Annotated in this window: 17 protein-coding genes; 13 read left to right on the forward strand and 4 right to left on the reverse strand. The window is 57.1% G+C overall.

The window, feature by feature from the left end; all coding sequences use genetic code 11:
- Nucleotides 1-24 precede the first annotated feature (24 nt).
- From ACOTYB_RS13650 to ACOTYB_RS13660, 3 genes are all read left to right on the forward strand, one after another.
- On the forward strand, nucleotides 25-300 hold the full coding sequence (locus ACOTYB_RS13650) for a metal/formaldehyde-sensitive transcriptional repressor (protein WP_032104106.1): 276 nt from the start codon (nucleotides 25-27) through the stop codon (nucleotides 298-300).
- A 32-nt stretch (nucleotides 301-332) separates the two neighbouring features.
- A complete protein-coding gene (locus ACOTYB_RS13655) occupies nucleotides 333-1451 on the forward strand; it encodes an S-(hydroxymethyl)glutathione dehydrogenase/class III alcohol dehydrogenase (protein ID WP_003857251.1) in 1119 nt (372 codons plus the stop codon).
- A gap of 159 nt (nucleotides 1452-1610) precedes the next feature.
- Entirely contained in the window at nucleotides 1611-3302 is a 1692-nt protein-coding gene (locus tag ACOTYB_RS13660; RefSeq protein ID WP_023314123.1) for a methyl-accepting chemotaxis protein, read from the forward strand.
- A 41-nt stretch (nucleotides 3303-3343) separates the two neighbouring features.
- Here the strand turns inward: ACOTYB_RS13660 and ACOTYB_RS13665 are convergent, their stop codons facing one another.
- Nucleotides 3344-4267, reverse strand: a complete 924-nt coding sequence (locus tag ACOTYB_RS13665; RefSeq protein WP_003857247.1) for a LysR substrate-binding domain-containing protein — start codon at nucleotides 4265-4267, stop codon at nucleotides 3344-3346.
- Between the two features lie 227 nt (nucleotides 4268-4494).
- Here ACOTYB_RS13665 and hglS point away from each other — a divergent pair, with 227 nt between their 5' ends.
- Nucleotides 4495-5838 carry a 2-oxoadipate dioxygenase/decarboxylase HglS gene (hglS, locus tag ACOTYB_RS13670; protein WP_003857245.1) on the forward strand — a complete coding sequence of 448 codons (1344 nt, stop codon included), beginning with the start codon at nucleotides 4495-4497 and terminating at the stop codon, nucleotides 5836-5838.
- A 42-nt stretch (nucleotides 5839-5880) separates the two neighbouring features.
- Nucleotides 5881-7386, forward strand: a complete 1506-nt coding sequence (locus tag ACOTYB_RS13675; protein WP_421765825.1) for a carboxylesterase/lipase family protein — start codon at nucleotides 5881-5883, stop codon at nucleotides 7384-7386.
- Here the strand turns inward: ACOTYB_RS13675 and ACOTYB_RS13680 are convergent.
- Nucleotides 7373-8215 (reverse strand): LysR family transcriptional regulator, encoded by an 843-nt coding sequence (locus tag ACOTYB_RS13680; RefSeq protein WP_022651173.1) that lies wholly within the window; start codon nucleotides 8213-8215, stop codon nucleotides 7373-7375. The genes ACOTYB_RS13675 and ACOTYB_RS13680 overlap by 14 nt on opposite strands.
- A gap of 113 nt (nucleotides 8216-8328) precedes the next feature.
- Here ACOTYB_RS13680 and ACOTYB_RS13685 point away from each other — a divergent pair, with 113 nt between their 5' ends.
- From ACOTYB_RS13685 to rimL, 4 genes are all read left to right on the forward strand, one after another.
- On the forward strand, nucleotides 8329-9498 hold the full coding sequence (locus ACOTYB_RS13685; RefSeq protein WP_058663397.1) for a pyridoxal phosphate-dependent aminotransferase: 1170 nt from the start codon (nucleotides 8329-8331) through the stop codon (nucleotides 9496-9498).
- 10 nt (nucleotides 9499-9508) lie between these two features.
- Nucleotides 9509-10282 (forward strand): ABC transporter substrate-binding protein, encoded by a 774-nt coding sequence (locus tag ACOTYB_RS13690; RefSeq protein WP_409248910.1) that lies wholly within the window; start codon nucleotides 9509-9511, stop codon nucleotides 10280-10282.
- A gap of 230 nt (nucleotides 10283-10512) precedes the next feature.
- Nucleotides 10513-12168 carry a glucan biosynthesis protein D gene (locus tag ACOTYB_RS13695; protein WP_032645623.1) on the forward strand — a complete coding sequence of 552 codons (1656 nt, stop codon included), beginning with the start codon at nucleotides 10513-10515 and terminating at the stop codon, nucleotides 12166-12168.
- 105 nt (nucleotides 12169-12273) lie between these two features.
- Nucleotides 12274-12813: a 50S ribosomal protein L7/L12-serine acetyltransferase gene (gene rimL, locus ACOTYB_RS13700; RefSeq protein ID WP_220153825.1), complete on the forward strand. Its 540-nt coding sequence runs from the start codon at nucleotides 12274-12276 to the stop codon at nucleotides 12811-12813.
- Here rimL and ydcK read toward each other — a convergent pair.
- Nucleotides 12808-13788, reverse strand: a complete 981-nt coding sequence (gene ydcK / locus ACOTYB_RS13705) for a YdcK family protein (protein WP_032658366.1) — start codon at nucleotides 13786-13788, stop codon at nucleotides 12808-12810. The genes rimL and ydcK overlap by 6 nt on opposite strands.
- 121 nt (nucleotides 13789-13909) lie before the next feature.
- Here ydcK and tehA point away from each other — a divergent pair, with 121 nt between their 5' ends.
- Both tehA and tehB read left to right on the forward strand, forming a co-directional pair.
- Nucleotides 13910-14905: a dicarboxylate transporter/tellurite-resistance protein TehA gene (tehA, locus tag ACOTYB_RS13710; protein ID WP_409248909.1), complete on the forward strand. Its 996-nt coding sequence runs from the start codon at nucleotides 13910-13912 to the stop codon at nucleotides 14903-14905.
- Entirely contained in the window at nucleotides 14905-15498 is a 594-nt protein-coding gene (tehB, locus tag ACOTYB_RS13715) for a tellurite resistance methyltransferase TehB (RefSeq protein WP_063979190.1), read from the forward strand. Before tehA ends, tehB begins: the two co-directional genes overlap by 1 nt.
- Here the strand turns inward: tehB and pepT are convergent.
- Nucleotides 15495-16724 carry a peptidase T gene (gene pepT, locus ACOTYB_RS13720; RefSeq protein ID WP_048208673.1) on the reverse strand — a complete coding sequence of 410 codons (1230 nt, stop codon included), beginning with the start codon at nucleotides 16722-16724 and terminating at the stop codon, nucleotides 15495-15497. The two genes, tehB and pepT, sit on opposite strands and share 4 nt — an antisense overlap.
- 111 nt (nucleotides 16725-16835) lie before the next feature.
- On the opposite strand from pepT, the gene ACOTYB_RS13725 reads away from it, so the two are divergent.
- Both ACOTYB_RS13725 and ACOTYB_RS13730 read left to right on the forward strand, forming a co-directional pair.
- Nucleotides 16836-18431, forward strand: coding sequence for an ABC transporter substrate-binding protein (locus tag ACOTYB_RS13725; RefSeq protein ID WP_220153872.1), 1596 nt, complete (start codon nucleotides 16836-16838; stop codon nucleotides 18429-18431).
- Between the two features lie 133 nt (nucleotides 18432-18564).
- Entirely contained in the window at nucleotides 18565-19239 is a 675-nt protein-coding gene (locus ACOTYB_RS13730) for a DUF3313 domain-containing protein (RefSeq protein WP_003857221.1), read from the forward strand.
- The last annotated feature ends 31 nt before the right edge of the window (nucleotides 19240-19270 follow it).

Genomic DNA, 19270 nt, shown 5'->3' on the forward strand with positions numbered 1-19270 from the left:
CCCCCTATAGTATCAGGAGGGCGTATGCCGCATTCACCCGAAGATAAAAAACGTATTATGACCCGCGTCCGCCGCATTCGGGGCCAGGTTGATGCCCTTGAACGCGCCCTGGAATCGGGCGATCCCTGTCTCGCCATTTTGCAGCAAATCGCCGCCGTGCGCGGCGCTGCCAATGGCCTGATGGGGGAAATGGTTGAAATTCACCTCAAAGATGAGCTGGTGACGGGGGAGACCACCCCGGATCAGCGGGCTGTGCGGATGGCGGAAGTCGGCCATTTACTGCGCTCTTATCTAAAATAAATCCACACACCTCACAACAAGGGAAAGACATCATGAAATCTCGCGCAGCTGTCGCGTTCGGCCCAGGCCAGCCGCTGAAAATCGTTGAAATTGATGTTGCTCCGCCGAAGAAAGGCGAAGTGCTGATCAAAATTACCCACACCGGCGTTTGCCATACCGATGCGTTTACCCTGTCCGGTGACGATCCGGAAGGCGTATTCCCGGCGGTGCTCGGCCACGAAGGGGGCGGTGTGGTGGTGGAAGTGGGTGAAGGCGTCACCAGCCTGAAGCCCGGCGACCATGTGATCCCGCTCTACACCGCAGAGTGCGGTGAGTGTAAGTTCTGCAAATCCGGCAAAACTAACCTCTGCCAGGCCGTGCGCGCCACGCAGGGTAAAGGCCTTATGCCGGACGGCACCACCCGTTTCTCCTATAACGGCGAGCCCATTTATCACTACATGGGGACCAGCACCTTCAGCGAATACACGGTGTGCGCCGAGATCTCACTGGCGAAAGTGAATCCGCAGGCCCCGCTGGATAAAGTCTGTCTGCTCGGCTGCGGTGTCACCACCGGTATCGGCGCGGTGCATAACACGGCGAAAGTGAAAGAGGGTGACACCGTGGCGGTGTTCGGCCTCGGCGGGATCGGTCTGGCAGTCATCCAGGGCGCGGTACAGGCGAAAGCTGGCCGCATCATTGCTGTGGATACCAACCCGGAAAAATTTAAGCTCGCAGGTGAGATGGGCGCGACCGATTTCATCAACCCGAAAGACTACGACAAACCGGTTCAGGAGGTGATCGTTGAGCTGACCGACGGCGGCGTGGACTTCAGCTTCGAATGTATCGGCAACGTCGATGTGATGCGCTCAGCGCTTGAGTGCTGCCACAAAGGCTGGGGCGAGAGCATCATTATCGGTGTGGCCGGCGCGGGTCAGGAGATCAAAACCCGTCCCTTCCAGCTGGTGACAGGGCGCGTATGGCGCGGGTCGGCATTTGGCGGCGTGAAAGGCCGTACCCAGCTGCCGGGCATGGTTGAAGATGCGATGGTCGGTAAAATTCAGCTCGACCCGTTCATTACGCACCGCCTGCCGCTGGAGCAGATCAACGAAGCCTTCGATCTGATGCACGAAGGAAAATCTATTCGTACCGTTATCCATTTCGGCGACAACTGATTATTCTGCCAGCGGTTTTTTCCGCTGGCATTTCTTCCCTGATCTTTTCTAAAGTGTGACCTGTCTGGCGCTTTTAACCGTAATCTAATTCTACGCCGTGCCGATGACTCTTTTACAGGCGTGTTTTTACGCATCTTACCTATAAGAGAGTCGACGGTCATGGACAACACAACATCGATGCAGGCGCAGCATAAGCTGAGTTTCTTGCATCACATCCGGCTGGTTCCGCTGTTTTCCTCCATTCTCGGTGGCATTATTCTCCTGTTTGCATTGAGCTCGGGTCTGGCAGGCTATTTCCTGCTCCAGGCCGATAACGATCAGCAGGATGTTACGGCAGAAATCCAGGTGCGCACCGGGCTGTCAAACAGTTCCAACCATTTACGCACCGCCCGTATCAACATGATCCACGCGGGGGCGGCGAGCCGTATCGCGGAGATGGAGGCGATGAAACAAAACATCGCTGAGGCTGAGACCCGCATCAGGCAGTCGCAGGATGGATTTGCCGCCTATATGAAGCGCACTATTCGCACACCGGCTGATGAAGCGCTGGACGGCGATCTGAAAGCCCGCTATGACGCCTACATCGCCGGTATGCAGCCGATGCTGAAATATGCCAAAAACGGCATGTTTGAAGCCATTATCAACCACGAAAATGAGACCGCGCGTCCGCTGGACGATGCCTATAACGCGGTGCTGTTGAAGGCGATAAAAATCCGCACCGAACGCGCCAACGCGCTGACGGCGCAGGCTCACACCCGCACCCGGCTGGGGCTGATGTTTATGTTCGGCGCGTTTGGCCTGGCGCTGGCGCTGGCGGTGATCACCTTTGTGGTGCTGCGCCGTACGGTGATAAACCCGCTCCAGCGAGCCGCTACGCGTATCGAAAATATCGCGAAAGGCGATTTGACCATGCCGGACGAACCGACCGGGCGCAGTGAAATTGGCCGCCTGACGCGCGATCTGCAAACGATGCAGCACGCGCTGGTGACCACCGTAGGCACCGTGCGGCAAGGGGCGGAGGAGATCTACCGGGGAACCAGCGAGATCTCCGCGGGTAACACCGATCTCTCTTCCCGTACTGAGCAGCAGGCGGCGGCGATTGAACAGACGGCGGCCAGCATGGAGCAGCTCACCGCGACGGTGAAACAGAACGCCGATAACGCGCATCATGCAAGTAAACTGGCAGAAGATGCCTCCGGGAAGGCCAGCCGCGGGGGGCAGATGGTCTCCGGCGTGGTGAAAACCATGGGTAATATTTCCACCAGCTCGAAGAAGATCTCTGAAATTACCGCCGTGATTAACAGCATCGCGTTCCAGACCAATATTCTGGCGCTCAACGCGGCGGTCGAGGCGGCGCGTGCGGGTGAACAGGGACGCGGCTTTGCGGTCGTGGCGAGTGAAGTTCGCACCCTGGCAAGCCGCAGCGCAAACGCGGCGAAAGAGATTGAAAGCCTGATTAATGAATCGGTATCGCTTATCGATCAGGGTTCCGGGGAGGTGGTTGCAGCGGGCAATACCATGAATGAAATCGTCGAGGCGGTTAAACGCGTCACCGATATCATGCTGGAGATTGCAGCGGCGTCCGATGAGCAGAGCCGCGGCATCGTTCAGGTGAGCCAGGCGATTTCCGAGATGGATAAGGTGACGCAGCAGAATGCCTCGCTGGTGGAAGAAGCTTCTGCGGCAGCGGCTTCGCTGGAGGAGCAGGGCGCACGTCTGACGGAAGCCGTTGGCGCGTTTCGTCTCAACGGGGCGCGTGCAGGACGGGCTCCAGCCGCTGCAAACGCAGCGAAACCCGCGCCTTTAACCCCGGCGGCGGTCGTCTCAGGTGATAACTGGGAAACGTTCTGAGTAAGACAGACCCGCCCTCGCGGCGGGTTCTGCGTTTATGGTCAGAGAGGCATTGATTTACGAATGGCGCTTAACAGCGTTTGGGCACCTTCAGAGAGCGGGGCATCTACCCGCGTCAGGATCCCAATCGGTTCTCCCGCGCCGGGCGATGTTACCGGCAGCGCCGTAAGCACGCCGCGTCGCAGATCGTCCTTCACCGCGCCGGACGGCACAAACCATACGTAGTCATAATCCACCGTAAGCTGGCGCGACAGCGACGCCGAGAGCGTTTCAATACACCCGGAAGGCAGCGTGCAGCCCTGCATTTGCAGCAACGCTTCCGCATTCTGACGCGGAACGGTTCCTTTTGGTGAGACCACCACCGGCCACTCCATCACACGGCTCAGGGTCACGGTGTCCTGCAACAGGGGATGATTCGGACGCACGACCAGCTTCAGCGATTCCAGGAACAGCAGCTCGTAGTTCAGGCCGCTCATCAGTTCCGGATCGGACATCCGCCCAATGCCCAGATCCAGCTCGCCTGACTTCAGGCCCGCCAGCAGCATGGTGTTATTCATGGTCGCGACCTGAAGCGTGGCGTGCTTTTGCTGACGGTGGAACTGGCCGATCGCCGCAGGCAGTATGCCCAGCGCCGCCGTTGGCAGCGCGCCCACGCGCACGATGTCGCTGGCCGGCTCCTCTTTACGGTTTAACGCCTGACCGGCGGTATTGAGGGCATCGAGAACTTTAACGGCATGCGTCAGGAACTGTTCGCCCACGAGCGTAAGCTGAGCCCCCAGACGGCCGCGATCGAACAGGCGGGTTCCGGTAAGCTGTTCCAGTTCGTTCAGCGTTTTGGAGAGTGCAGGCTGACTGAGGTTAAGGGTTTCAGCCGCTCGCCCCAGCGTTCCCTGTTGAGCGACGGCCACAAAAGTATGCAAATGGCGCAAGCGTATGCGCTGACTGAACAGACCATTTTTTTCCATAGGCGATGTTAAAAACAGAGCGACGCGGGTGACAAGTTAAGATGTTTGAATTTGATAACCTGATAGCAAAATATTTTTAACATTTGATCTGTTTGAGTTACAACCGTTTTTCGAAAATGCCCACGCTTTGACCACTCGTCTGCCTGGATCACAATTCGTAAATTCTTCCCAACGAAAGGAACGGGCTTCTCTACACTCCAGGTAGTATTCACTGGAGGCATGACATCATGGCGAACACCATCACGGCTGATGATATTCGGGAACACTTTTCGCAGGCTATGTCGGCGATGTACCAGCAGGAAGTTCCGCAGTACGGCACCTTGCTGGAACTGGTGGCGGACGTTAACCTGGCGGTTCTGGAAAATAACCCACTTTTACATGAACAACTGGCGAACGCAGACGAACTGGCGCGCCTGAATGTTGAACGTCACGGTGCGATCCGCGTTGGCACCGCGCAGGAGCTTTCCACCCTGCGCCGGATCTTCGCCATTATGGGCATGTACCCGGTCAGCTACTACGATCTCTCCCAGGCGGGCGTGCCCGTCCACTCGACGGCGTTTCGTCCGACAGACGATGCGGCGCTCTGCCGTAATCCGTTTCGCATTTTTACCTCGCTGCTGCGCCTGGAGCTGATTGAAAACGTTGCGCTGCGCGAAAGGGCGGCGGAGATCCTCTCCCGGCGCAACATCTTTACGCCGCGCTGTCTGGAACTGATCGACCTGCATGATGCGCAGGGACACTTTACCGAGGCACAGGCGCGCGAATTTGTGCAGGAAGCCTTAGAAACCTTCCGCTGGCATCGCCATGCGACGGTCGATCAGGAAACCTATCTGGCGCTGAGCAACGAACATCGCCTGATTGCCGACGTGGTCTGTTTCCCGGGGTGCCACATCAACCATCTCACGCCGCGCACGCTGGATATCGACCGGGTGCAGGAGCTAATGCCGAAGTACGGCATCGAGCCGAAAATCCTGATTGAAGGCCCGCCGCGCCGCGAGGTGCCGATCCTCCTGCGTCAGACCAGCTTTAAGGCGCTGGAGGAGCCGGTGCTGTTCGCGGGGGAACACAAGGGCACCCATACCGCGCGTTTCGGTGAGATTGAGCAGCGCGGCGTGGCGCTTACGCCGAAAGGGCGCGAGCTGTACGACAGCCTGTTAAACCAGGCCGGGACCGGCAAAGACAACCTGACCCACCAGCTTCACCTGCGCGAGATCTTCAGCGCCTTCCCGGACAGTGAAATGTTCCTGCGCCGTCAGGGGCTGGCTTATTTCCGCTACCGTCTGACCCCGACAGGTGAGGCGCATCGTCACGCGTTTCGTCCCGGCGACGATCCGCAGCCGCTGATCGAACGCGGCTGGGTTGTGGCACAGCCCATCACCTACGAGGATTTTCTGCCCGTCAGCGCGGCGGGGATCTTCCAGTCGAATCTTGGCAATGAAACGCAGGCGCGCAGCCACGGCAATGCCAGCCGCAATGCCTTCGAAGCCGCGCTCGGCTGTGCGGTGTACGACGAGTTTTCGCTTTACGAGGAGGCGGAAGCGCGCAGCAAACAGCGTTGCGGTTTGCTCTGAAACCGTTACTCTGCAAGGGTGTGATGGAAAAAGAAGGTTGGTATGGAAAATCCCTCTGCCCCTGTGGTTGAAACGCGCCAGGGCGCACTGATTGGTTTTACTGAAGGCGATACCCATGTGTGGTGTGGCATTCCCTATGCGGCACCCCCTGTTGGCCCGTGGCGCTGGCGCTCCCCGCGTCCCCCTGCACGCTGGGATGGCGTGCGTCCGGCGACGGCGTTCTCCGCCTCCAGCTGGCAGAGCAGCGAAAGCTGCCAGGAACTGGGCGGCGGCGATCCCGGCCAGTTCTCTGAAGACTGCCTGTACCTTAACGTCTGGTCGCCAGTGGCACGCGCCGATCCGCTTCCGGTGATGGTCTGGCTGCACGGCGGAGGATTTACCCTCGGCGCTGGCGGGCTGCCTCCGTATAACGGCAGGGCGCTGGCGAAGCGTGGCACGGTGGTGGTGACGATCAATTACCGTCTCGGCCACCTCGGCTTTTTTGCTCATCCGGCGCTGGAGGGGGAGGAAGAGCGCGTGGTGCATAACTTCGCACTGCTCGATCAGATCCAGGCCCTGGAATGGGTGCGCGATAACATTGCCGCGTTCGGCGGCGATCCTGAGAACATCACCGTATTTGGCGAGTCGGCCGGTGCGCGCAGCGTGCTGTCGCTGATGGCTTCCCCGCTTGCAGGAGGACTGTTCCATAAAGCCATTGTGCAAAGCGGGTACACGCTGCCCGACACCCCGCGCGAGCAGGCCATGCATAAAGGCGAAGCGATTGCCGCCCATTTCGGCCTGCACAATGCTACCGCGGAACAGCTTCGCGCGATCCCGCCTGAGGCGTTCTGGCCGCTGACCTCGCCGTTGAATATCGCCCCTGCGCCCATCGTGGGGGATTGCGTTTTGCCTGAGGCCATGCTCGACGTTTTCTTCGCGGCCCGCCAGCATCCTGTACCGGTGATGATTGGGTCGAACAGCGACGAAGCCAGCGTGATGTCGGTATTCGGGGTCGATCTGGCCGGGCAGATCCAGAAGCTCCGCCGTGAGCGGCGCTTTGGCCTGGGGCTGATAAAGCTGCTTTATCCTGGCGTGAAGGGCGATGAGGAACTCGGCAGGCAGGTATGCCGCGACATGGCCTTCACCACCATGGGATACGTGGTAATGCAGGCCCAGCAGCGGGCGGGCGGCCTGTGCTGGCGATACTGGTTTGATTATGTGGCCGAAGCGGAGCACGCGACGTACATCAACGGCGCCTGGCACGGCAACGAAGTGCCCTACGTCTTCGATACCCTTGGACAGGTGGAACCTTCGCGGCAGTATGTGAATGAACGCGATCTGGCCCTCGCCGCTCAGGTGGCGGACTACTGGGTGAGCTTCGCCCGGGATGCGGGGGCACGCGATAGCCTGGCAGGGCCCACGCGCTGGCCCGCCTGCCGGAAAGGGCGGGACGTGCTGTTACGTATTGGTGTGAATAAACATGCAGGTTTTCGGCTTGAAAACCGCTTCATGCGTGCCCGTATGAGCCTCTTCAAACGGGTGATGAAACACCACGTCAGCCTCGACTGAGCAGACAGGCGCGAAACGCATCCAGCCCGTTTTCAGGGCCGGGTGCGTCGCGTAATACCAGCCGGTAGCTCGCCCCCGTTTTTATGCTCGTGTCAAAAGGGCGCATCAGCCGTCCGGCGCGCACGTCCTCCTCCACCAGCGTTTCATCCGCGATGGCGATGCCCAGTCCCTGAATGGCGGCGGTAATGGCGAGATCCATGGTTTCGAAGTGTTGATTTTTGAGCATAGCTGGCGGCGGACCCGGCTGTTTCGCCAGCCACAGCGTCCAGTCCGTTTTGTCCCGCGTGGGGTGAAGGAAGGTGAGTGCTTCCAGCGCAGAGCCGGCCCGTAGCGGGCTCATCACCGGGGTTAAGGCCTCTTCGAACAGCAGATCGCCGGCGCTCATGTGCGTCCCAAACACAATCGCCGCGTCACAGGATTCGGTTTTGAAATTGACGTTGTGATCGGTGGTGGTGGTCAGCGCAATCTGGAGTTCCGGCTGTTCGCGCTCCACCTGTAGCAGACGCGGCACCAGCCAGCGCATCGCGCAGGTAGGCGCTTTCAGACGGATTACGGTCTGGTGCGTTCGCGCCTGTTCAGCAACGTTCAGCAGGTGCTCAAAGGCAGATTGCAGCTCCGGCAGCAGGGCGCTTCCCTGTGAGGAGAGACGCAGGCCGCGGGCATGGCGCTCGAACAGCGGGAAGCCGAACCAGCTTTCCAGCGAGGCGATTTTACGGCTTACCGCCCCCTGCGTCAGACAAAGCTCCTTCGCGGCATGGGTAAGATTCAGGTGACGCGCGGTCACGATGAACGTCTCTACGGCATTAAGTGGAAATGAACGACGCGACATATCTCACCTTAGCTATGCATTTTTGTCATGGCTATTATGACAACAATTCGATTGTCCCGGCAATGAAGTTGTTGTTTGAATAGTTATGCATTCACCACGAGAAGGGACAGAGGATGACTTTGAAAACGCCGGTGCAGACACGATCCAAATTGCCCGATGTAGGAACCACCATTTTTACCGTTATCGGCCAGCTTTCAGCCCGGCATAACGCCATCAACCTTTCTCAGGGTGCGCCGAATTTTTCCTGCGACCCAAAACTTATCTCCGGCGTGACCCGCGCCATGGAGGCAGGGTATAACCAGTACGCCTCCATGACCGGTCTGCAACCGCTCAGAGAGCGCATCGCGGACAAAATTGCCACGCTCTATGGCACACGCTATGACCCGGCGAGTGAGGTGCTGGTGACCGCCAGCGCCAGCGAAGGGCTTTACTCAGCCATCAGCGGGCTGGTTCATCCTGGAGACGAGGTGATCTATTTCGAGCCCTCCTTTGACAGCTATGCGCCGATTGTCCGTCTGCAAGGAGCGACGCCGATTGCCATTAAACTGACGGTACCGGATTTTGCCGTGAACTGGGATGAAGTACGGGCGGCTATAACCCCACGCACGCGGATGATCATCGTCAATACGCCGCACAACCCGAGCGGACAGGTGTTTTCAGCCGCCGATCTGCACCAGCTGGCAGCGCTGACGCGCCACACCGACATCATCATTTTGTCTGACGAAGTGTATGAGCACGTCGTTTTTGATGGCGAACCGCACCACGGAATGGCGACGCACCCGCAGCTGGCGGAGCGCAGCGTGATTATTTCTTCTTTCGGAAAAACCTATCACGTCACCGGCTGGCGCGTGGGTTATTGTGTGGCACCCGCGGAACTGATGGATGAGATATGTAAAGTCCATCAATTTTTAATGTTCTCGGCCGATACGCCGATGCAGTACGCGTTTGCCGAACACATGACCGATCCGCAAACCTGGCTGTCGCTGGCGGCGTTTTATCAGCGCAAGCGCGATCTGCTGCAAAGTTTGCTCGCCGACTCACCGTTCAGGCTGCTACCAAGTGCCGGTTCGTTCTTCCTGCTGGCGGATTACAGCGGCTTTAGCGACGAGCGCGACAGCGAGATGGTGAAAAGGCTGATTGTCGAGTACGGGGTTGCCACCATTCCGCTGTCGGCGTTTTATGCCGATGGCACGGACAATAAGTTAATCCGTCTCTCTTTTGCGAAAGATGAGGCGACGTTACGGGCAGGTGCCCAGGCCCTTTGTCGGGTTACACCACGTTAAGGAATTTGAGATGAAATTACACGCGTTAGTTGTCGGCATGGGACTGTTGTGTTCATTCTCGTCGTTTGCCGCCACCGAGTTGCGATACGGGCTGGAAGCGGAATATCCACCGTTTGAAAGCCGCAATGCGTCAGGGGAGCTGGAAGGGTTTGACGTAGAGCTGGGAAATGCCATCTGTAAAGCCGCCGCGCTGAAGTGCAGCTGGGTTGAAACCTCGTTTGATGCGCTGTTCCCCGGTCTGGTGGCGAAAAAGTTCGACGCCATAAACTCGGCGATGAACATCACCGAGCAGCGTCGCAAAAGCATTGATTTCACCCAGCCCATCTATCGCATTCCCTCCCAGCTGGTGGGCAAAGCCGGTTCTGCGGTAGAGGCTACCCCCGAAGGGCTGAAGGGCAAAACCATCGGCGTTCTCCAGGGTTCAATTCAGGAAACTTACGCCAAAGAGCACTGGGAAAAGCACGGTGTCACCGTGGTGTCTTATAAAGATCAGAATATGGCCTGGGGAGATCTGCTGAATGGCCGCATCGATGCCTCGCTGGTCATGTCAGCGGCCGGGCAGGCAGGTTTCCTCAGTAAGCCGCAGGGTAAAGGGTTTGGCTTTATCGGCAAACCGGTGTCGGACGACACCATCCTCGGCAGTGGGATCGGCTTTGGGCTGCGTAAGGGGGATGAGGCCACCAAAAAGCAGCTTGATGCCGCAATTGATAAAGTACGTGCCGACGGCACGATCGCTAAACTGGCTGATAAGTACTTCCCGGGTATCGATGTCAGCGTAAAATAACCGCCTCGTTGGTCCCGGCTGTCGATGTCCAGTCGGGGCATTTTTATACATAACTTTACCCCTTTTTCAGGCCGTTCTGGTCGACAGAAAATATTTCTCGGTTTGTTCAGATAATCACCCGCCAACAATTGGATTCTTAACCGTTTTTGTTTAGGCTGTGCGTTCTTTCTTGCCGTCATTTCGCTGCGCGCGAAACTCATTCACACGACCATAAGGACGTTTTCTCAGGCATGAATCGCAGACGTTTTCTCAAAGGTTCCCTGGCAATGGCTGCCCTGAGCGGCACTTCTGGCCTTGCTTCTCTGTTTTCCCAGGCGGCGTATGCTGCTGACTCCGACATTGCCGACGGTCAGAGCCGTCGCTTTGACTTCTCTGTTCTGCAATCCATGGCGCACGATCTGGCGAAAACCGCGTGGGGCGGTGCGCCGCGTCCGCTGCCGGAAACGCTGGCCACCATGACGCCGCAGGCGTACAACGCCATCCGTTACGATGAGAAGCAGTCGCTGTGGAATAACATTGAAGGCCGTCAGCTGGACGCCCAGTTCTTCCATATGGGGATGGGATTCCGCCGCCGCGTGCGCATGTTCTCGCTGGATCAAACCACCTCTCAGGCGCGTGAGATCCACTTCCGGCCTGAGCTGTTCAGCTATGGCGATACGGGCGTGGATACCAAACAGCTTGAAGGGCAGAGTGACCTCGGCTTCGCCGGATTCCGCGTCTTTAAAGCGCCGGAACTGGCGCGACGCGATATCGTTTCGTTCCTGGGCGCGAGCTACTTCCGCGCAGTGGATGATACCTACCAGTACGGCCTTTCCGCGCGCGGGCTGGCGGTAGATACCTTTACCGACACCCCGGAAGAGTTCCCGGATTTCACCTCCTTCTGGTTTGAAACCGTTAAGCCGGGTGATACCACCTTTACCGTCTATGCGCTGCTGGACAGCCCGAGCATTACCGGTGCCTATAAGTTTGTGATCCACTGTGAGAAGAGTCAGGTGATCATGGACGTCGAAAACCATCTCTATGCGCGCAAAGACATCAAGCAGCTCGGCATCGCACCAATGACCAGCATGTTCAGCTGCGGCAACAACGAACGCCGCATGTGCGACACCATACATCCGCAGATCCATGATTCAGACCGCCTGGCGATGTGGCGCGGTAACGGGGAGTGGATCTGCCGACCGCTGAACAACCCGCAAAAGCTGCAATTCAACGCCTACCTGGATAAAAACCCGAAAGGCTTTGGTTTGTTACAGCTTGACCGTGACTTCTCCCATTACCAGGACGTCATGGGCTGGTATAACAAGCGACCAAGCCTGTGGGTCGAGCCGCGCAACAACTGGGGGAAAGGATCCATCGCCCTGATGGAGATCCCGACAACCGGCGAGACGCTCGATAACGTGGTCTGCTTCTGGCAGCCGGAGAAACCGGTGCAGGCGGGTGATGAGCTGGACTTCAAATACCGTCTCTACTGGAGCGCGCAGCCGCCGGTGCGTTCCCCGCTGGCAAACGTCTACGCTACCCGTACCGGTATGGGCGGCTTCCCGGAGGGCTGGGCGCCGGGTGAAAATTACCCGAAAGTGTGGGCCCGTCGCTTTGCCATTGACTTCGTCGGGGGCGATCTGAAGGCCGCCGCACCGAAGGGCATTGAGCCGGTGATTACCCTGTCCAGCGGTGAAGCGAAGCAGGTGGAGATCCTCTATGTCGAACCGTTCGACGGGTATCGCATTCTGTTTGACTGGTATCCAACCTCTGACTCCACCGAGCCGGTGGATATGCGCCTGTTCCTGCGCTGTCAGGGCGATGCCATCAGCGAGACCTGGCTGTACCAGTACTTCCCGCCCGCGCCGGACAAACGTAACTACGTTGACGACCGGATCATGCGCTAGTCCTTATGGGTTTGTGCCGGGTGGCGGCTTCGCCTTACCCGGCCTGCTCTGGACGCATTTGTAGGCCGGGTAAGCGTTAGCGCCACCCGGCAATTAAGAGGCACTATGTCTTCAGAAATCATCCCCGTTAACCAGGAAATCGAGCTTCGCGCCGTCGACGAGCGCTATACCACCGATCTGCATAACCTCGTAATCAAAAACAAAACCTGGCTGCAAACCGCCTTCGACTGGGCGCAGCATGTCGGCAGCGAAGAGGACACGCGCCGCAACGTGCAGAGCAATCAGATGTTGCACCAGCGCGGTTACGCCAAAATGTTCCTGATTTTCATGAAGGACGAGCTGGTGGGCGTGCTGTCCTTCAACGCGATCGAGCCTGCGAATAAAACCGGGTACATTGGCTACTGGCTTGACGAGGCGCATCAGGGGCAGGGTATTCTTTCTCAGGCGCTCCAGACGTTTATGCGCTATTACGTTGAGCGCGGCGAGATCCGCCGTTTTGTGATCAAGTGTCGCGTGGATAACCAGTGCAGTAACCGGGTGGCGCAGCGCAACGGTTTCACGCTGGAAGGTTGTTTGCGGGAAGCGGAGATGCTCAACGGGCGTTACGATGACGTGAACCTCTACGCCAGAATCTTCCCGCTATAGCGCCCCCAGCAGCGGCGTCCGGGTGATCCGCGTGTCGCCGTTGATCACTTTGGCTCCCCGGACGTGAATGCTTTCACCCTCCAGCGCCTCGATAACCGCATCGTCCGTTATTTCCACCTGATGCTCGATCAGGACATCGCCGCTGATACGCGCCCGCCCCTGAATAACTACTTTGTCATCAATCAGGATCGGCCCGCCGCGTAACCACGCCTCGCCGCCTATTAATACGTGGTGTTTAATGACGCAGTTGCCTTCTACGAGGGCGTTTTCCGCGACCTGTGAACTGTACCGCACGGTCGGGATGGCATCATCCTCCAGACCGGCCAGCAAACGGGCGTTGCCGTACACTTTGGCGCAGTCGCACACCCAGACGTTATTCAGCGCGTTGCCCTCAAGAATGGCGCGTTCGAACACCTCGGCACGGTGCTCAACAAAGGCCCAGGTCACCATGGCATCGCCGTAGATTTGCGCCTGATGCACAATACGCGACTGGCTGACCGTGGCTCGGTCATAAATTTGCAGGATCTGCTCACGGTCGGGTGTCAGCCCTTTGGCTGCAATCACCAGGCTGTTATGCAGCACCCGCGCGTCACCCGCGATACGACATTCCCCGCGTACGGTGGAGTGCTGAATGGTGACGTTGTCACTTATTACCGCGCCGTGACTCACCTCAGCCGCGTCAAGCCAGCCGTTGCCGCCAACGTGTGCGCGGTGGCTTACGATGCAGGGTTGGGTGAGGCGGGCGTTACCGGATATCCTGGCCCCGGCAAACACCACGCTGTTTTCATCGTAAACCCAGCAATCCCCGTCCTGGGCGAGCGCGTGTTCATCCTCAACCCAACCGCCTTTAGTCCCGCTGGTCACATCGTTAAAATCCTTCACGGCAATAATTTGTCTGAGAGGCGTTGTGCACGGTGTTGATCCGTCCTGCCAGCGCCAGAGACGCGTTTCATTGCTAAGCCGATATTTTGTCATCGTGTTATCCCTGAAAAGCCTTTCAATAAACGTAGCAAAGTTTTGGTTTTTCGAAGTGCTGGCGTCCGCTCAGGAAACCCCTTAAAATGGCATTTAAAATACATTTTAAAGTTTAAAAAAAATGCATAACCAAAACCAACGCTTTCTTAACTTGCCCGCCGGGTATTTCGGTATGGTCCTCGGGACCATAGGCATGGGGTTCGCCTGGCGTTACGCCGGCACCATCTGGCCGGTGACGCGCTGGCCGGGCGAGATCCTGGTGGCGCTGGCGGTGGCGATCTGGTTCCTTCTAGGCGTGGCGTTTCTTACCCGTGCGGTACGGTTTCCACATAGCGTGCTGGCCGAGATGCGGCATCCGGTAATGAGCAGTTTTGTCAGCCTGTTTCCTGCCACAACGCTGCTGGTGGCCATCGGCTTTGTGCCGTGGCATCGCCCGCTGGCGCTGGGGTTGTTTAGCGTGGGCGTGGTGATCCAGCTTGCGTATGCCGCCTGGCAAAGCGCCGGGCTGTGGCGCGGCAAGCATCCGGAAGAAGCCACGACGCCGGGACTCTATCTGCCGACGGTGGCGAACAATTTTATCAGCGCGATGGCCTGCGGTGCGCTGGGCTTCCACGACGCGGGGCTGGTGTTCCTTGGTGCCGGGGTCTTTTCCTGGCTGAGCCTGGAGCCGGTCATTTTACAACGCCTGCGCAGCGCGGGCGAGCTGCCCGCTGCCCTTCGTACCTCGCTCGGGATCCAGCTTGCGCCTGCCCTGGTGGCCTGTAGCGCCTGGTTTAGCGTCAACGGCGGCGAAGCGGACACCTTCGCCAAAATGCTTTTCGGCTATGGCCTGTTGCAACTCCTGTTTATGCTGCGTCTGATGCCGTGGTATCTGTCGCAGCCGTTCAACGCGTCGTTCTGGAGCTTCTCGTTCGGGGTGTCGGCGCTGGCGACCACCGGTTTACATCTTGGGCAGAGCAGTCCGTCAGGGTTCTTTCATGCCCTCGCTGTTCCCCTGTTTATTTTCACCAACGTCATCATCGCGATGCTGCTGGTCCGTACTTTTATCTTGCTGATGCAGGGCAAACTTCTGGTGCGCGCTGATAAGGCACTGCTTATGCAATCTGAGGAAAAATAATGACTGTCGATGAAAACTACTTTACTGAGAAATATGGGCTGACCCGCACACACTCAGAGGTGCTGCTCAGCGCGGACATTGTTAAGCCGGGAAAAACGCTCGATCTCGGTTGCGGAAATGGCCGTAACAGCCTCTACCTCGCTGCCAATGGCCATGACGTGACGGCGTGGGATAAAAACCCGATGAGCATCGATAACATTGAGCGCATTAAGGCGGCGGAAGGGATCGCGAATCTGCAAACGGCGATTAAGGATCTGAACAACCTGACCTTTGACGGCGAATACGACTTTATTCTTTCCACCGTCGTGTTGATGTTCCTCGAAGCGAATACCATCCCTGGTCTTATCGCCAATATGCAGCGTTGCACCAGACCAGGCGGCTATAACCTGATCGTTGCCGCCATGGATACGGAGGAATATCCGTGCACCGTCGGCTTCCCGTTTGCCTTCAAACCCGGTGAACTGAGCAACTACTACGAAGGCTGGGAGCTGATCAAGTACAACGAAGAGGTAGGGGAACTCCACCGTACCGATGCCAACGGGAACCGTATCAAGCTGCGCTTCGCCACCATGCTCGCACGCAAGCCCGCTTAACGCGCGGCCAGCAGACAGAGTTGCAGGGCAGTGCGACAGGAGGCCTCGAACGACGACAGCGGTAAAAACTCAAACTTCGAGTGGAAGTTATGGGCGCCGGTGAAGAAGTTCGGGGTGAGCAAGCCTTTAGCTGACAGGGCCGCCCCGTCCGTGCCACCGCGCATGGGGATCGGTTTTGGGGTGATGCCGAGCGACTCCATCGCCTCGAACATCAGGTCGATCGCGCGGCGGTCTTCGCCAATCGCATTGCTGATATTGCTGTAGGTATCTTCAATGCGATACTCCACGTTTGCCGTGGGATGCTGCGCGGCTATTTGCGCCGCCACATCGGCAATTTGCTGCTTGCGGGCGGCAAAACCGTCTTTGTCAAAATCACGAATGTTGGCTTTCAGCACCGCTTCGTTTTGCCCGGCCTGGATGCCGTTAAACCAGATATAACCTTCGCGCCCCTCGGTGCATTCCGGGGTTTGCCGGCGATCGAAATGGCTGATGAAATCCGTTGCCATCAGCAGCGGATTGACCAGCACCCCTTTGGCGGACATCGGGTGCGCCGTGACGCCGGTAAAGCGAATTTCAGCCGCCGCCGCGTTAAAGTTCTCGTAAACAATTTCGCCCAGCTCGCAGCAGTCGATAGTCCAGGCAAAATCGACGTCGAAGCGCTTTAAATCCAGCGCTTTCGCGCCGCACAGGCCAATCTCTTCATCGGGCACAAACGCCACCACAATATCGCCATGCTTGTGCTCAGCGGTGAGGTTTTCCAGCACCGTCATGACCACGGTGACGGCCGCTTTATTATCTGCGCCTAATACGCTGGTTCCGTCGCTGAAAATAATCTCCTCATCAGGATAAGCCAGAATTTCCGGGTGCTCTTTTACGCGCAGCCAAATATCTTTCTCTTTATTCAGACAGAGATCATCCCCCGTAAAGGTTAATATTTGTGGATGAATATCCGGGGATAAACCGACGTCGACGGTGTCGATATGGGTAATAAAACCAATACGCGGCGCGCCGGGAATATTGCCTTTTTTCACGGCGGTAACGGTGGCGAACTCATCAATCACAATATCGTCTAACCCCAGCGTTTCCAGCTCCTTCGCCAGCTCCCGCGCCATGTCGTGCTGGCCCGGAGTGGAGGGCAGGGTTTTGACTTTCGGGTCGCTCTGGCTGGTGATGGCGAGATAGCGGAAAAAGCGTTGGGTTAATTGTCTGGAGAGTTCCGAGCCCATAGTGTTTCCTTCTGTATTTATTTTTCATGTGTTTGCGCCATCACTTTAATGTTATTTATGAAATGGCAAAAGAAGTAATTAGCCGTCGAATTAAAAAGACAGGAATAAATGATGAAAAGCACATTCACAATGATAACGCTGGCGCTTGCTGCACTGACGGTCAGTTCCACCGTCGCGGCAAAAACGCTGGTGTATTGCTCCGAAGGATCGCCGGAAAATTTCAATCCTCAGCTCTATACGTCGGGGACCAGCGTGGACGCCAGCGCCGTACCGGTTTATAACCGTCTGGTCGATTTCAAACCGGGCACTACCGAACTGGTGCCGAGCCTGGCGGAAAGCTGGGAGGTAAGCGAGGATGGCAAGGTCTACACCTTCCACCTGCGCAAAGGGGTGAAATTCCACAGTAATAAGCTGTTCACGCCGACGCGCGATTTCAACGCGGACGACGTGATTTTCTCGTTTATGCGCCAGAAGGATGTGAATCATCCTTACCATAACGTCTCCAACGGCAGTTATTCCAACTTCGAAAGTCTGGAGTTCGGCAGCCTGATTACCGCCATTGATAAAGTTGACGAGCGCACCGTGCGCTTCACCCTGGCGCATCCGGAAGCGCCGTTTGTCGCTGACCTGGCGTGGTACTTTGCCTCCATTCTGTCGGCGGAGTACGCCGATGCCATGCTGAAAGCGGGCACGCCAGAAAAGGTCGATATGCAGCCGATTGGCACCGGGCCGTTTAAGCTGTCGCAATATCAGAAGGATTCCCGCATCCTCTTTACCGCTTTCCCTGACTACTGGCAGGGAAAATCGAAGCTGGATCGTCTGGTGTTCACCATCACGCCGGACGCCTCGGTACGTTTTGCCAAAGTCGAGAAGAATGAGTGTCAGGTGATGCCGTTCCCGAACCCGGCGGACCTGCCGCGTATGAAGGCTAACAAAGACATCAACCTGATGAGCAAGGCCGGTCTGAATACCGGTTTCCTGGCGTTTAATACGCAAAAGCCGCCGCTGGATAACGTAAAAGTGCGCCAGGCGCTGGCGATGGCGATTAACAAACCGGCCATCATTGAGGCGGTTTTCCACGGCACCGGCACGGCGGCGAAAAACCTGCTGCCGCCTGGCGTCTGGAGTGCCGACAGTGAGCTGAAAGACTACGATTACGATCCAGAAAAAGCGAAAGCGCTGTTAAAGGAGGCGGGGTTTGCCAACGGCGTAAGCATCGATCTGTGGGCCATGCCCGTGCAACGGCCGTATAACCCGAACGCGAAGCGTATGGCGGAGATGATCCAGGCGGACTGGGCGAAAGTTGGCGTGCAGACCAAAATCGTGACCTACGAATGGGGCGAATACCTGAAGCGCGTGAAGGGCGGGGAGCATCAGGCTGCGCTGATGGGCTGGACAACGGCGACGGGGGATCCAGATAACTTCTTCGGCCCGCTGTTTACCTGTACGTCCGCCAACGGCGGGTCGAATTCGGCGAAATGGTGTTATAAGCCGTTTGATAACCTGATTGCCGAAGCAAAATCGATAACCGATCGCGAAAAACGCGTGGCGCTGTACAAGCAGGCGCAGCAGATGATGCACGATCAAATGCCGGCGGTAATGATTGCTCATTCAACGATTTTTGAGCCAGTCCGTAAAGAGGTCACGGGCTATGAAATTGATCCCTTCGGCAAACACCTGTTCTGGCAAGTGGACCTGAAAGAGTAATTTTCACTGCCCGGTTTCGGTCGGGCAGTTTTTTCGCTATTTGTGCTGTCTTCGTCATTTTTTGCCACAACACATCGCCCCATTTTTTGTTATAACTTCAAGTGCATACTTGCAGATAACATGGAATACCATCATGCGTACTCACACTTTTTTTAAAGTTGCAGTGCTTTCTGGTCTGTTGGCCCTTTCAGGCTGTGCGTCAAAAGTCGCAGCCCCCGATCAATATTCAGGCTTTTTAAAAGATTACTCAGGCTTGCAGGAGATGAAATCTGCAACCGGGAAGCCAACCCTGCGTTGGGTTGATCCTTCTTATAATGAGGCGAATTATGACAGCATTATCTGGACGCCGATAACCTATTACCCGACGCCAAAACCGACCACTCAGCTTGGGCAAAAAACGCTTGATGAGCTGTTGAATTATACCAATACCAAACTGAAAACCGCGATTGGCCAGCGTAAGCCGATTGTGACGACGCCGGGCAAACATAGCCTGATCTTCCGCGGCGCCATCACGGGTGTGAGCTCAGACAAAGAAGGTTTGCAGTTCTATGAAGTGGTGCCTGTCGCGCTGCTGGTTGCGGGTACGCAGATGGCCACGGGCCATCGTACCATGGATACGCATCTGTTCTTCGAAGGTGAGTTAATCGACGCGGCTACGAACAAACCGGTGATTAAGGTTGTTCGTAAGGGGGAAGGGAAAGAGCTGGCGAACGAGAATACGCCAATGGGCTTCGGCACCCTGAAGCAGGTTGTGGATGACATGGCAACGGATGCCACTATGTTTGATGTTCATCAGACAGCAAATTAATAAAAAAAGGCCTGCATTTTCGCAGGCCGTT

Origin of the sequence: Enterobacter cloacae complex sp. IR5450, assembly GCF_049238665.1 — a bacterium.
In the GTDB taxonomy this organism is placed as follows: domain Bacteria; phylum Pseudomonadota; class Gammaproteobacteria; order Enterobacterales; family Enterobacteriaceae; genus Enterobacter; species Enterobacter hormaechei_C.